Origin of the sequence: Terrisporobacter mayombei (genome assembly GCF_020748465.1) — a bacterium.
Lineage (GTDB): Bacteria > Bacillota > Clostridia > Peptostreptococcales > Peptostreptococcaceae > Terrisporobacter > Terrisporobacter mayombei.
Window position 1 is genome coordinate 1,234,556 of record NZ_JAHZMP010000001.1, and the last position, 14,217, is coordinate 1,248,772.

Sequence of the window (14,217 nt, forward strand, 5' to 3'; positions counted from 1 at the left end):
CAATTGTATGGTATATTACATTTTTTCTTGCCATTTGTATTGATAAATGTAATTTCATGGTGATATCTTTTTTGTTACACCCTTGTTGAAGCCTCTCATAATCTACTAAATATAATCGATATAATTTCTAGGGAAATACTCCTCATTTAGATAATTTTCTTTTCCCAAACTTTGCACAGATGAAAATACTATATCTTTATCTATATCTTTTGTAGAATTCATAAATAATCCCATATTATATAATCTTCATTATAATTTCTCTTACTTGTAGTTACCGCTTCAGCAACTTTAGTAACTATATCTTCATTTTTATAAAATTTATCTATTCTAACATTTTTAAAACTTTCATAAGCTAGTTTTTAAGATTTTTTCTCTATGAGCTATAAATAAAACTGTTTTAAACTCCTTACTATCAAAGTCTGTTAGGTAAGTTTTTCCTATTCCTGTTACAGCTACTACAAGTGCTTTATCATTACCTTCTTCCCTAGTTTTCTTCAACGTCTCTATCTGAGTAACATTTGATTCAAATAACTCTTTAATTGTGATAATTGATAATTCACTTTTAATTATTACAATTTTTTCTCCTCTTGCTAACATTAGACATTTCATGCCTTATCTTTATCTATTAACTGTATTCAAAATATATTCTTTATCCAACCAAAAGCATTTTTTTACAAGCTTTCTTCCATCTGGTAATTCATAAGTATCTTCACTATCTCTAGCATGAGGCCTTGTATGACACACCCCATTAAACTTAGGTCCTGGCAAGTTATCAAATGATTTATTTCCCCTAACTTCTAACTGTACACCTTCTTTAATGACTCTTACAGTCTCTTCCCAAGTATCTTTAACATATGTATCTAACACACTTATTGGCATATTCCATAATTTAATTTTATCTAATCTAAGGACATTATTTTCATCGTATCTAAACACAACAAATAAATACTTCTGTTCTTCAAATAAATTTCTTAAACTTGAATTTCCCCAATCTTCCTCTATTATTTCTTTATATTTAAATGTCGGAAAAGACATATGCTCTTTAATCTTTCCATTCTTTTCAATTCTTATAGTTTTAAATTTAATATTAGCTTTCGCAAACTCATCTACTTTGCTTAAATCAGTAGTAGTTAACCCAAGTATTTTACTCACAAGCATTTGGACATGATTTTTAGCTAATTTACTTTTTCCATTATAAAAATTTATTCCTAAATTTTCACTTATTTCATCCACACTTTTACCGTAAAATACTCTAAATTTACTCTCTAGTAATTGCTCAATGGTCATCTTAGTACCCTTTAAGATACTAACAACTTCATCATCTTCAACGCCTAATCTTTTTCTAATTAAAGATGTCATATATGAAGATTTCAACGAAAATGCTCTTTGCATTGCTAATTCTCCTGAAAAAGGTTGCTTTCTAACTGAACTTCTATTAGCACCTTTTGGACAAGCTGCCAAGTAGTTTGTATCACCCTCTGATAAGTCATGAGCTTTTCCGTTTTTAATTTTATTAACTATAGTGTTCCAGTCATCTTTTATAACAACTAAATCTTCTTCTGAAAACTCATGAAGCATTATGTCCTTAACTGCATAATCTTTTTTCTCTAACTCCTTTTTCCACTGGTAGAATACTAATAAAAGCTTATTATTCTTCTCCCAAAATGAACTTTTATAAAAATCCTTTTGGTATTCTTCCATATAATTTATAATATTTAAAACTAATCTTTCTTTAGCTGATATAGTCTTATTTTTATTCACTTTAAAGGGCGTAACCTTCAATTCAACACCAACATGAGAAAAGTCTGCCTCAGCTCTAGAATTTATATCATATCCAAAGTAACTTTCCTCTATTATTTGACCTAAATTACCTTTACCTTTGTTATCTCCTAACCTTTCATTGGTATCGATTTCACCAAATCTCTTTCCTATCAATCCATTAGCATACTCCATGATTGAATCTATAGATTTTTCATTATAATTCAACTTAAATTCCCCCATAATTCTAACATTAATTACTATATCCTACTTTTTTCAAGAGTATATCAAAATTGTTACACCCTTTGACTAATATATTAATTTTCAACATCTTAATACTTTTATATCTTCTAATAACATTATAACATCATATAACATAAAAATTTTCTTTCTTCACATAAAAAAAGTATATGATTTTCAATCATATACTTTTTACTATTTATTTAGTTATAGCAACTTCATCATTTATACTATTATTATTTTCTTCTTTAATTATTTCTTTTATAGAATTCCCCATCTTAGTAACTAATCCAACAACTAACGCATTACCCATGCAGAAATATCTAAACTTCTGTGGCATTCCAGAATTAGTCCAATTATCATCGAAACCATTAATTCTTTCAGCTTCCATTGGAGTTATTAATCTCAACCTTCCTGTTTGTGAATCTTCCACAACATGGCTACTTCTATTTACTGATGATTCACTTGTAAGCATCGTTCTTGCAGGTCTATCAATTGGATCTGGAAAAGCTAATGGCCCTTCACTAAAAACATACTTATGGCCTGTTTTACTAGTTCTTTCAATTTTCTTCGCACCTTTTAGATACTTCCATTTTTCAAGTTTTTCTTCATCACTGTCTAAATAGAACGTCTCATCTACATCTGTTTCAAGTAAATCTCTTAATAATGTAAATTTACCATTATATAAAGGTGTTGTTTGTTCAGTATAAATCCTTCCATTAGTCATAATACCTGAGTTTCTAAAGTCCATCTTGAAAGTATCTGATACGTCCACTATGTCATCATATTCCATTATACATCCTTCACCATCAACTTTTTTACTTTCTATTGGAAAGTTCACTTGTCCATTTTCATCAACTAAATTAGTTGATTCTATTGGAAATTGTTGAACAAAAAATCCATCTTGGTGTAGCCAATTTCTAAGATTTGTTTCATCTACTTTATTTGCATAAGCTGTATTATTTTTAAATGCAAAAATAAATACTCTTCTTCTTCTTTGCCCAAATCCATATTCAGCCGCATTTATAACTCTCCATTCAACTGAATATCCTAAGTCATTTAAACAAGCAAGCATAACACCAAAGTCTCTCCCCCTTTGATTAGATGGAGATTTCAATAATCTATCTACATTTTCAAGTAATATAAATCTAGTTTGCTTTACTTTCAGTATTTCTCTAATTTGCCACCATAAAACACCCTTTACACCTTGTATTCCTTTAGCTCCCGTTCTCGCTACTGAATAATCTTGACAAGGAAATCCTCCAACTAATAAATCATGGTCAGGTATTTCTTTTTTATCTACTCCAGCTATATCTATATTAATATGATTTTCTTTCCCAAAATGGCTTACATAACAATCGTAAGCATGTTGCGATTTTTTTCCCGGTTCCCATTGATTTGCCCACACAAATTTATAATCATTTGATGACTTTTCAAGACCTAATCTGAATCCGCCAACTCCAGCGAATAATTCACATACTCTTATCACTTTCTGCCTCCTCTGTATAGACTTATCCTATCATTATACTATATATTTTTATTTTTGGGAAGATCAAAATTCAAGTATTATTATCTATTACTTGTAAAAATTCTATTATTTATTAACAACTAAAATATATCCAATTGAGTACATAAGTAGTTTTACTAATGTAACAACTCTTAACAATAAGATATAAATTAAAGCTATTATTATGGATAAAAATCCCTAAACGTAACTAGTTATAATAAAATAACTAGATGACTCTATATTTGTAATTTTTGTTTCTACACATAACTAAATATTCCAATATATACACAAATTTGTGTATACATTGATACTTTATTCATTTTCTAATACATCATAAAAATATCTCTTCTTTTATCTTACATTGTTTAATGTTTAATAAATTTATAAAATTATTCTCAACAAAAATGTAACGGTCTTTCAAGTCTTAATCCTTATCCAAAATCCATCAATATCCCCATACATACCTTCACATCTATTCTCAACACTTTGCCAAAATAACACCCCAGCCTTTAGCTATAATTGCCATAACTCCTTCAAATCATTGATTATCTGCATTGCTCTAACACTTTCATGACTATTATCGTTTTTATCAGGATGAAAATTTCTAGCCAAAGCCTTATACATCTTTTTCAATATCTTTTTGTCGTCTTCATCATAATCGGAATTTTTCCTTGAACTGTCTTTGTAGTTACTACCCTGTTTTTCTTGGTAGCTACTTTTCTTAGAATTGTATTTGTAGTTACTATGATTTTTTCTTTGGTAACTACCTGTAAAGTAATCTTGCTCTTCATAGATCTGCTTTATTTTCTTTAGGTTTTCTGCATTCCTCAAATTTAGAAATACATCGTAGCAATAATCAAAATTACCTACTCCATATTTATTTTCAAACTCTGTCTTAGCTTTTCTATACCTTTGCAAAATTTCCTCCACCTCCATAGAAGACTTATACTCCTCAGTATTTTTGTATTCCTGGTTTATTTTTTCTTGCAGAGGGTTTAATTTGCAACATACCAAGCTATAAATTTCCTCACCTGTCATGTTTAGTTCTTGGTATAAATTATTTATTTTATCCACCACAAAATCGTAGTACCCATAATCTACGAAATCGTAATACCCAATGGTGCAAACGCTATATTGTCTCTTTTTCACCTTGTTGTTTTCCCTGTAGCTGCTGTGCAATGTGACTTTGTATGCTGTTTTCACTGATCGTTGAAATTTTTCCTCGGAATGAGTGTAGGAGTAAAATTCCTGGTTATTGATTTTACAAGCATTCACTACTAATCCCTCGCTCTTCCCTTTGCTGGAAGTTTTTCTCTCACGTTCTTGAACAACACAATACAATTCATCACATCCTTTGGGTTTATTTTAATTTTCGTTGGGACAACATATTCGGTGCTCCTCAAGTTGGAAAAATAACTATTTGGCATTTTCCACGTATTAGCAGCATTTTGGGATAATTATCCAAAATTCAAATTTTATTTTTAAGTTAATTATAATCAACTTTTTCAAAAAGTCTAGTAATTTTTCATAATTTTTTAAAATTAATCACACACTCACCCAGAAAATCTTTTTTAGCTAAAATCTGTCTCTGTATCTAATTCTAAATCTTACTCTTACTCTATATCTATATCTAACTCTATAGTTACATTTTTGTTTCATATTTATTACATAGCGTTACATGGTGTTTCAAGAATATTACACGGTGTTTTATCTCCATATTTCATCCCGTTTCAAAATAATAAATTTAATTATTTCCAGTCATTATCTCATTCATATTTTTTAAACACAAATAAAAAATTTCTATTATTAATATAGCATTTTAAATTTTTATGATTTATTAATATATTTTTCTGCATTAATTTTCGACATTAATTTTTATCATTTTTTAACTCAAAAAAGGCCATCACAAAAATGTGACGACCTTAAAAATATTCTAAGCTTTATTCTACTTCCACACTCTTTTTGCCCCTATTAGTTCCTGAGCATAACCATATAATGATACAGGTGACATTACTATTTGGTAGCAAAGTATAAATATAAAAAACCCTATAGTATTTTTTCTTACTTTAAGATTTAAGTTTTTAAATACAACGTGTGTTTGATAATAATATAAAATATAAAAACTTATCAGTGTTAAAGGAAATACTAACAACATCATAGGCCCTACTATATAATATTTTTGGAAGAATACTGCTAATATTACTCCTGGTATCCAGAAGAATGTATAACTAAGATCCATATATGGTATAAACAAATCTATGCCTGTCAAAAATTTATAATATATGGAAGGTTGTTGCCATGGTTTTACTTCTCTCAACCCTTCTATCATCCCCCTTGCCCAACGAGAACGTTGCTTGGCAAAGTGAGATAGTTTTGTAGGCACATCTGTAAACGCCACTGCATGGGGTTCAAAGTAAACTCTATAACCTTGCTTTAACATTTTCCAAGTTAACACAATATCTTCTCCAATTGCATCAGACCAACCACCCACATTTTGCACTACAGATGTTTTGTATAATGAAAATGCACCTTGGGCGACTAGTGTCCCTTGGTACAATCCTTGCATTCTCTTAATAGATGCAATACTTAAAAAATAATCCCATTCTTGTATTTTAGCTAATAAATTTTCTCTACTATTTCTTACTAACATGGAACCTGCAACAGCACAAACGTCATCTGGTGCTGAGTTAGATCTAGAAATCAAATAATTTACTGCCTTATTATGAATAAGAGTATCTGCATCAAGTGTAATTACATACTTAGTTTTTACATAATTTAATCCATGATTTAATGCATTAAACTTTCCTGGAGTATTTTCATGCAACAGTAAAATATCCATGCCCATCTCTTTCTTTGCTCTTTCCACTTCAGCACATGTGTTATCATTGGAATTATTGTTTATTACTATGGTATGAATTTTACCCTTGTACTCTTGCTCTTTTATATATTTCAATGTGTTAAAAATTCCAGCTTCTTCATTGTATGCAGCTACCAAAATAGTTACTTCATCTTCAGGATGAGTCACCTTAAACTTAGGCTGTTTATCTAAAAGTAAGCTTGATACTAAAAATGCATTCATAAATCCTGGAATATAAGCTATCCCTGCTATAATAAATACTGCTAAAGAAACTGAGTAGGTTACCTCAGATAAGTCCGAAATCCATCGTCTAGATACATAATAGGAGAAAATCACCCATAATGTACTTATAACTAAACTTATACTAAATTTATATTTAATAGGTATATATAATCTTGATTTAGTTGAATTTTCGTCTTTTTCTTCATGTTCTATAACTCTTTTCGAGAGCTTAATATCATTTTCCATATTCTATCAAATTCCCCCTTATATCTAAATTAACTATATAATAATAGCATCTAATTTTTAATATTCAAATGTAGCTTTTACCAATAAAAAAGACTCTTCTGAGCCTTTCTATTGATTATTTATTGTCGTATCCATCTACTACCATATCTATTTTACCTGTTTCAGGAGAAATCACTAATCCATGTATAATAATGTCATCTGGTACTAGAGGATGATTTTTAATAAGACTTACACTATCTTGTATAGACTGTTCCACTGATTCAAATCCATGCAACCATCCCTTTACATCTATGCCTGCATTTGAAAGGGTGTCTATGGTTTTACTAGGTATACCTCTATTTAATACTTTATTTAATAAATCATCTGTATCTAAATTACACATACCGCATCCATGATGCCCCACTACCAATACTTCTTCTACATCAAACTCATATATGGCTACTACTATACTTCTCATAATACTTCCAAATGGATGCATTATAGCTGCCCCAGCATTTTTTACTATTTTTGCATCTCCATTTCTAAGATTCATAGACTTTGGTAGCAAATCTGTCAATCTAGTGTCCATACATGATAGTATTACGACCTTTTTATCAGGCCTACTCGAAGTTTCATATTGTTTATATTCTTTGTTTTCCACAAATTTTTCATTGTATTTCAATATTTCATCTAACTTTCCACGACTCGCTATCATAATATTATCCTCCTATGGAATATATCTTGCCTATGCTTTTTATTGTGAACTCTGGGCTCTTTTTCAAATTGCAAGATTTACATTCATAATTATACAATTTTCGTAATATTATAGCCTATTTTATTCTGTATTTCTACAATTAAATAAATAATATAATCTCCTTATAATTAAAAAGGGAATTACAAACTTGTAATACCCCTATATCATACATATTAATCTGCAAAAACAGTATTTTCTACTTTCCATTGCAACATCTTTATATAAAGCCAGAATCCATATATTCCTAAGGTAATAATAGTCAGTATTAACCATTTTATATAATGTAAAAATAAACTTCCTCCACTACCTATAAATTTAAGTCTTCTTCCTTCAATCACCGTGTGTTTAGCTTCCCATCTGTATTTTATACACATAGCCCAAGGTGTAGCTATTCCAAGTGTAAGGATTGTTATAGCCCATGCTAATATATTAACTCCTATAAGTCCTATAAGTCCTAGAAGTCCGCCTTCAAATCTTGATCTCATATTGTCTCTCCTATCATTAATTTTTAAGTTATAATTAATATATTTTATCACAAGAATGAATTAAGTAAATGACTATTTTTTAGCAAAAAAGAGTTACCCAGGTAAAAGGGCAACTCTTTACAAACTATACTCTAACTATATAATTTTCTTTCCTTAGCTTCAGGATACTCACAGTCTCTATATCCTAGTATACAATGACCTATTCCCACATAGTCACCTTCAATGCCCCACTTTTTAAGTAACTCCTGACCTCTTTCACTTTCAAAAACTTCCTTAGCTCTGTGAATCCAGCAAGAGTCTACACCCACTGCATGAGCTGCATTCATAATATTTCCCATTACAAGTGATCCATCTTCCACATATGTAGGTATGCATCCTCTATCAGCAAATACAACTACAACAGTTGGCGCTCCATAGAAAGGGTCTGTATTTGTATCTGTTCCCATAACTTCAGCGTTCATTTTTGATAATTCTTTAATTATCTCTTCATCTTGTACTACTACCATAAGTGGTGATTGTTGTCCCATTCCTGTTGGTGCATAAGTTCCTGCTTCTAATATTAGGTTTAACTGTTCATCAGTAATTTGATCTTTTTTATATTTTCTTATGCTTCTTCTTTCTTTCAATACCTTCAATGTTTCATTCATAATTAACACCTCCAAGTAACTCTATTTATATAGTAGCACGAAATAATTACCAAATAGCCACATGGCCATCGCATCTTTTTTCTGTGGCGCAAACATAGGACTCAGTTTCAGTATTCTTTAATATAATTTGTCCTTTGCCCATATTTGTGAAGTCTTCCATGACTTTAATATGGTGACCTTTTTCTATAAGACCTTGCACAATTTCTTCATTCATATCTCTTTCAACTTCAATCTCTTTATTTTTTATCCATTGCCAACGAGGTGCATCTAAAGCTTCTTGAGGATTCATATTAAAATCAATTAAATTAGTAATTACCTGCAACTGTCCCTGAGGTTGCATAAATGCACCCATTACTCCAAAGGCCCCTACTGCTTCATTATTCTTGCATAAAAATCCTGGGATAATTGTGTGATATGGCTTCTTAAATGGTTTTACAACGTTAATATGGTTTTTATTTAAGCTAAAGTTGTTTCCCCTATTGTGAAGAGCTATTCCTGTGTTTGGAACTACTAGCCCTGACCCAAATTCTGTGTAATTACTTTGTATATATGACACCATATTTCCATCTTTATCACCACTGCACAAATATACAGTTCCTGGTGAATAAGGATCTCCACATATAGGTTCAACTGCCTTATCTCCTATTAAACTTCTTCTTTTCTCTGCATAATCTTCATTTAATAGTTCTTCAACTTTCACTTCCATTTCTTTTATATCTGTTACATAAGTTTTACTGTCAGCAAAAGCAAGTTTTAAACTTTCTATAGTTTTATGATAATTATCTACATGTTCTTTATCACTATCTAAATTAAGTCCTTTCAATATATTTAGAGCCATAAGCACTGTTATTCCATGACCATTTGGTGGTATTTCAAAAACCTTATATCCTTTGTACTCTGTACTAATTGGTTCTACCCACAGAGGATAAAATTTTTCCAAGTCACTTTTTCTAATAAATCCATTGTACTTTCTAGAAAACTCATCTATTTTATCTGCTAAACTTCCTCTATAAAAACTTTCGCTGTTGCTTCTTCCTATTTCCTCAAGAGTTGCTGCCATTCCTTCGCACCTAAAAATTTCTCCAGCCTTAGGTGCTCTTCCTATTTTCCCAAAAGTTTCAAACCAATATTTATATTCTTCCCCCTGTAAGTTTTCTTCGTATTCATCATAAACTTTCTGCCATAAATTTGATACAGTTTGTCCCACAGCATATCCATTTCTAGCATAATCTATAGCACTTTCCAAACATTCTAACAAACTTAACTTTCCATATTTTTTATTAAGCTCTGCCCATGCAGCAGGTATTCCAGGAACTGTCACAGCACCAAATCCATACTTAGGCATAGAGCCCATCCCCTCATATTCTTCCAACTTCATTTTCTCCGGTGCAAATCCGCTGGAATTCAATCCATAAAGCTTTTTTTCCTTCTCAATCCATACTAGTGCATAAGCGTCCCCACCAATTCCACATCCTGTAGGCTCAACAACTGTGAGACAAGCTGCCGTAGCTATGGCTGCATCTACTGCATTGCCACCTTTTTTTAAAATTTCCAATCCTGCCTGAGCCGCAATTGGTGTTGATGTTGCCACTGCTCCATTTTTTCCATAAACTACATTTCTTATGGAATTATATCTATTATTTATTGAAGTTAAATTCATATTTTTCCCCCCCAGTTATAATATTAATTTACTACATATATATATTGTATATTATATAACAATTAATTATATTGTTTTATCCTCAAATTGACTGTTGACAATCTTTTTAAATAAACTATAATGAACTTAAAAGTAAATATTTGCTAGGGGTGCCTTTATTGGCTGAGAGGTTTTGCCGACCCTTGTACCTGATCTGGATAATACCAGCGTAGGAAAGCTATATACACTTTATTTCTATAAAGAGTATCAGGGATTAAATTTGATTGTATATGCTATGCCTACGGGTGTAGCATTTTTTTATTATGTAATTATAAAAAGGAGGAATAATAATGGTTATAGCAGACGTGGCAGTAATGCCTCTTAGACCTTATACAGATGAGGATGGGATGTACAAAGTAGTAGATGCTTGCATCGAAAAAGTAAAGGAAAGTGGTCTTAAATATGAAATTGGTGCCATGAGTACAACATTTGAAGGGGAATTTGATGAAGTTTTTGATTTAATAAAAGTAATGCACAAAATACCTTTTCAGCTAGGATGCGAAAGAGTCATCACAGTTGCTAGGGTTGACGAGAAAGCTGGAGGCTTAACAATTGAGAACAAACTTAGAAATCACAGATAAGATTAAAAACTATATTTACCCACTTATAACATTTATAAGTATTATTTTAATATGGCAATTTATTGTGGTAAGCAATGATATACCTCAATACATTATGCCTGCACCAAGTGAAATAATAAAAATTTTTAGCACAGATTTTGCAAACTTGCAAATGCATGCTTTAGTTACTTTAAATGAATCTGTTTTAGGATTTATTTATTCCATATTATTGGCATTAGCAATAGGTACTATTATGGACTTTGTTCCATTTATAAAGAAATGTTTCTATCCTATAATGCTAGTATCTCAAATGATACCAACAATAACTATAGCTCCACTACTTATAATATGGTTTGGATTTGATTCATTACCAAAAATAATCATGGTAATGACTACTTGTTTCTTCCCCATATTAATAAATTTTGTGGATGGTATGGAAAATATAGATAAAGACTATATAAATCTATTCAAAACTATGGATGCCAACAAACTAAATACATTTATTCATTTAAAACTTCCCATGTCTTTGGAAAGCTTATTTACAGGCTTAAAAATCTCTGCTACTTATGCCTTTGTCGCTGCAACAGTTGCTGAGTGGCTAGGTGGAAGTGTGGGGCTTGGTGTTTATATGGTAAGAGCAAAAAGTGCATATGCTTTAGACAAAGTATTTGCATCAACAATTTTAGTAATAATCTTTAGTTTAATATTTGTAATGGGTATAAATATTTTAAAGAAAATAACATTAAAACATAAGTACAAAGGAGAGTAAAATGAAGTTTAAAAAAAGCATATCATTAATGACAGCTGCACTACTTACTGTAGGTTTAGTGACTGGTTGCTCAAAGAAAAGTACTGAAAAAAAAGAAGGAAACTCAGATTTACAAAAGGTTACTGTAGTTCTTGACTGGACTCCAAACACTAACCATACAGGATTATACGTTGCTTTAGATAAAGGATATTACAAAGAACAAGGTTTAGACGTGGAAATAGTTCAACCAGCTGATGGTAGTTCTACTACTCTAGTTGCCACAGGAAAAGCTGATTTTGGTGTAAGTTATCAAGAAGATGTTACTTATGCAAAAACTAGTGAAGATCCACTTCCAATAAAATCTATAGCTGCGATTATACAACATAATACTTCTGGATTTGCATCTCCAGCAAGTAAAAAAATTAAAACTGTAAAAGATTTTGAAAATAAAACTTACGGTGGATGGGGATCAGAATCAGAAAAAGCTACATTAAATGCAATTATGACTAACAACGGTGCTGATTTTAGCAAAATCAAAATAGTAGATATAGGTAAAGACGACTTCTTCACAGCTACTAAAGGTGACATAGATATAGCTAATATTTTCGAAGGTTGGACAGGTGTAGAGGCAAAACTTCGTGGCGAAGATATAAACTTTGTAGCCACTAAGGATTTAGACAAAAGATTAGACTACTACACTCCTCTTCTAATAACTAGTGACAAAATAATAAATGAAAATCCAGACCTTGCTAAGAAGTTTTTAGTTGCAACAAGCAAAGGATACCAAGATTGTGTTAAAAACCCTGAAGAAAGTGCAAAAATATTATTAAAACATGCTCCTGAAATAAACGAAGACTTAGCTATTGAAAGTCAAAAGTATTTAGCTGATAAATATATAGATGATGCTTCTAAGTGGGGAGAAATGAAAGATAGTGTTTGGAATAATTACACTGATTTCATGAAAGAATATAAATTAATAAACAAGGATATGAAAGCAAGTGATGCATATACAAATGAATTCTTACCAAACTAATAATAAAAAGATTATTATTAGTAATTTATCAAAAAAATACAAAGATAATATTATTTTAAAAGATATTGATTTACACGTTTATGATGAAGAGATTGTTTCCATCATAGGACCTAGTGGTTGTGGTAAAAGTACTATTTTCAACATACTTTCCAACTTAACAACCTCAGACTCTGGTGAAGTAGATATTAATGGTCGTTTCAGCTATATGTACCAAAAAGACCTTCTACTTCCTTACAAAAACATAATGGACAATGTTTCTCTTCCTTTAATATTAAAAGGTGAAAAAAAGAAAAAAAGTAAAGAAACAGTTAAGCCTTACTTCTCCACTTTTGGTTTAGAAGGCTACGAGAATAAATATCCTCATGAACTTTCTGGTGGTATGAGACAAAGAGCCAACTTTATGAGAACTTTTGTTAACTCTAGCGATATTATGCTTTTAGATGAGCCTTTTGGAGCATTAGATTCCATAACAAGATCTTCAATGCAAAATTGGCTACTAGACATAAAGAAGGAAATTAAGTCTACCATATTGCTTATTACTCACGATATTGATGAGGCAATAATTTTGTCAGATAGAATTTATATTTTATCAAATAAACCTGCTGTAGTTACTAAGGAAGTTTTTGTAGACAAACGTATCTACAATAAAAATAATCTGGAAAACATGGCTAAACTTAAGAAAGAAATTTTAAGTTATTTATAAATGTATATAGATTTTCATAGTCATATAGACTTCTACAAAGACGTTGAATTGCAAAAGGTTTATGATGATATAAATAAAAACAATATAAAAGTGATCTCCTGTGCTATGGATGAAGAAAGTTACAAGAAAAATCTTGGCTTTTCTAAGGTGTGTTCCAATATTGTACCTACTTTTGGTATACATCCTTGGAAAGTTACTAATGTAGTTACTAACCTGGATCTCTATGATAACTACATAAAAAGTAGCAAAATCATAGGTGAAGTTGGTCTAGATTTTCACTGGGTGGAAGATAAGTTAACTTATGAACCTCAAATTGAAGTTTTTAAACATTTTGTAAAAAAGGCTAAAACTTATGATAAATTCTTAAACATCCATACTAAAGGCGCAGAAGAATTAATTTATGATATTTTACATGAAGAAAATATGTTGGAAAAGTCCATAATTCACTGGTATAGTGGAGATTTATCTACCTTAAATAAATTTATAGATGCTAAATCTTATTTCACTTTAAGCATAGATATAAATACTTCACAAAAAAGCCAAGAAATTGCCAGGCTAGTCCCTGTTGATCGCATTCTAGCAGAAACAGATGGTCCTACTGCTTTGGAGTGGGTTACTGGAGTTTATGGTATGCCTAGTGAAATTATAAATGTATATGATGGAATATGTAATACAAAAGATATTTCTATGGATGAATTAAAATATAATATTGAACATAATTACAATATTATTCTTAAGTAAATTAATGCTTATGTAAAAAATAAAGTATGTAAGTTGAA

Annotated in this window: 14 protein-coding genes and 1 riboswitch; of the genes, 5 read left to right on the forward strand and 9 right to left on the reverse strand. The window is 30.6% G+C overall.

From position 1 onward, the window contains the following. Positions 1 to 345 precede the first annotated feature (345 nt). The 9 genes from K0039_RS22420 to ggt all read right to left on the reverse strand — a co-directional run bounded on the left by K0039_RS22420 (position 346) and on the right by ggt (position 10,355). Positions 346 to 609: a DEAD/DEAH box helicase family protein gene (locus K0039_RS22420; protein WP_331476703.1), complete on the reverse strand. Its 264-nt coding sequence runs from the start codon at positions 607 to 609 to the stop codon at positions 346 to 348. A gap of 9 nt (positions 610 to 618) precedes the next feature. After that, entirely contained in the window at positions 619 to 1,986 is a 1,368-nt protein-coding gene (locus tag K0039_RS05940; RefSeq protein ID WP_228104102.1) for a Sau3AI family type II restriction endonuclease, read from the reverse strand. 211 nt (positions 1,987 to 2,197) lie between these two features. After that, positions 2,198 to 3,487: a DNA (cytosine-5-)-methyltransferase gene (dcm, locus tag K0039_RS05945; protein WP_331476704.1), complete on the reverse strand. Its 1,290-nt coding sequence runs from the start codon at positions 3,485 to 3,487 to the stop codon at positions 2,198 to 2,200. A gap of 531 nt (positions 3,488 to 4,018) precedes the next feature. Next, positions 4,019 to 4,654 carry a J domain-containing protein gene (locus K0039_RS05950; RefSeq protein WP_228104103.1) on the reverse strand — a complete coding sequence of 212 codons (636 nt, stop codon included), beginning with the start codon at positions 4,652 to 4,654 and terminating at the stop codon, positions 4,019 to 4,021. A gap of 796 nt (positions 4,655 to 5,450) precedes the next feature. Beyond that, positions 5,451 to 6,830, reverse strand: a complete 1,380-nt coding sequence (locus K0039_RS05955) for a glycosyltransferase family 2 protein (protein WP_228104104.1) — start codon at positions 6,828 to 6,830, stop codon at positions 5,451 to 5,453. Between the two features lie 115 nt (positions 6,831 to 6,945). Further along, the gene (locus K0039_RS05960; protein WP_228104105.1) at positions 6,946 to 7,524 is read right to left on the reverse strand and encodes a beta-class carbonic anhydrase; all 579 of its coding nucleotides are present in this window, start codon (positions 7,522 to 7,524) and stop codon (positions 6,946 to 6,948) included. Positions 7,525 to 7,736: 212 nt separating this feature from the next. Next, positions 7,737 to 8,048, reverse strand: a complete 312-nt coding sequence (locus K0039_RS05965; protein ID WP_228104106.1) for a DUF898 family protein — start codon at positions 8,046 to 8,048, stop codon at positions 7,737 to 7,739. A gap of 131 nt (positions 8,049 to 8,179) precedes the next feature. Continuing rightward, positions 8,180 to 8,695 (reverse strand): nitroreductase, encoded by a 516-nt coding sequence (locus tag K0039_RS05970; protein ID WP_228104107.1) that lies wholly within the window; start codon positions 8,693 to 8,695, stop codon positions 8,180 to 8,182. A gap of 46 nt (positions 8,696 to 8,741) precedes the next feature. Next, positions 8,742 to 10,355 carry a gamma-glutamyltransferase gene (ggt, locus tag K0039_RS05975; RefSeq protein WP_228104108.1) on the reverse strand — a complete coding sequence of 538 codons (1,614 nt, stop codon included), beginning with the start codon at positions 10,353 to 10,355 and terminating at the stop codon, positions 8,742 to 8,744. A gap of 135 nt (positions 10,356 to 10,490) precedes the next feature. Then, positions 10,491 to 10,587: riboswitch (TPP riboswitch) on the forward strand. 97 nt (positions 10,588 to 10,684) lie between these two features. Here ggt and K0039_RS05980 point away from each other — a divergent pair. The 5 genes from K0039_RS05980 to K0039_RS06000 are packed head-to-tail and all read left to right on the forward strand — an operon-like array spanning position 10,685 to position 14,179. Further along, the gene (locus K0039_RS05980; protein ID WP_228104109.1) at positions 10,685 to 10,975 is read left to right on the forward strand and encodes an MTH1187 family thiamine-binding protein; all 291 of its coding nucleotides are present in this window, start codon (positions 10,685 to 10,687) and stop codon (positions 10,973 to 10,975) included. Then, positions 10,947 to 11,723, forward strand: a complete 777-nt coding sequence (locus tag K0039_RS05985) for an ABC transporter permease (RefSeq protein ID WP_228104110.1) — start codon at positions 10,947 to 10,949, stop codon at positions 11,721 to 11,723. Before K0039_RS05980 ends, K0039_RS05985 begins: the two co-directional genes overlap by 29 nt. Position 11,724: 1 nt before the next feature. Then, positions 11,725 to 12,735, forward strand: a complete 1,011-nt coding sequence (locus tag K0039_RS05990) for an ABC transporter substrate-binding protein (RefSeq protein WP_228104111.1) — start codon at positions 11,725 to 11,727, stop codon at positions 12,733 to 12,735. Next, entirely contained in the window at positions 12,716 to 13,438 is a 723-nt protein-coding gene (locus K0039_RS05995; protein WP_228104112.1) for an ABC transporter ATP-binding protein, read from the forward strand. The genes K0039_RS05990 and K0039_RS05995 overlap by 20 nt, the downstream gene beginning before the upstream one ends. Continuing rightward, entirely contained in the window at positions 13,439 to 14,179 is a 741-nt protein-coding gene (locus K0039_RS06000; protein WP_228104113.1) for a TatD family hydrolase, read from the forward strand. The last annotated feature ends 38 nt before the right edge of the window (positions 14,180 to 14,217 follow it).

What these genes read in the sequence shown, in the direction of transcription:
- K0039_RS05980 (WP_228104109.1), top strand. Translation starts at nt 10,685, where the DNA reads ATGGTTATAGCAGACGTGGCAGTAATGCCTCTTAGACCTTATACAGAT.
- K0039_RS22420 (WP_331476703.1), bottom strand. Translation starts at nt 609, where the DNA reads ATGAAATGTCTAATGTTAGCAAGAGGAGAAAAAATTGTAATAATTAAA.
- K0039_RS05995 (WP_228104112.1), top strand. Translation starts at nt 12,716, where the DNA reads ATGAATTCTTACCAAACTAATAATAAAAAGATTATTATTAGTAATTTA.
- K0039_RS05970 (WP_228104107.1), bottom strand. Translation starts at nt 8,695, where the DNA reads ATGAATGAAACATTGAAGGTATTGAAAGAAAGAAGAAGCATAAGAAAA.
- K0039_RS05965 (WP_228104106.1), bottom strand. Translation starts at nt 8,048, where the DNA reads ATGAGATCAAGATTTGAAGGCGGACTTCTAGGACTTATAGGACTTATA.
- K0039_RS06000 (WP_228104113.1), top strand. Translation starts at nt 13,439, where the DNA reads ATGTATATAGATTTTCATAGTCATATAGACTTCTACAAAGACGTTGAA.
- ggt (WP_228104108.1), bottom strand. Translation starts at nt 10,355, where the DNA reads ATGAATTTAACTTCAATAAATAATAGATATAATTCCATAAGAAATGTA.
- K0039_RS05990 (WP_228104111.1), top strand. Translation starts at nt 11,725, where the DNA reads ATGAAGTTTAAAAAAAGCATATCATTAATGACAGCTGCACTACTTACT.
- K0039_RS05960 (WP_228104105.1), bottom strand. Translation starts at nt 7,524, where the DNA reads ATGATAGCGAGTCGTGGAAAGTTAGATGAAATATTGAAATACAATGAA.
- K0039_RS05955 (WP_228104104.1), bottom strand. Translation starts at nt 6,830, where the DNA reads ATGGAAAATGATATTAAGCTCTCGAAAAGAGTTATAGAACATGAAGAA.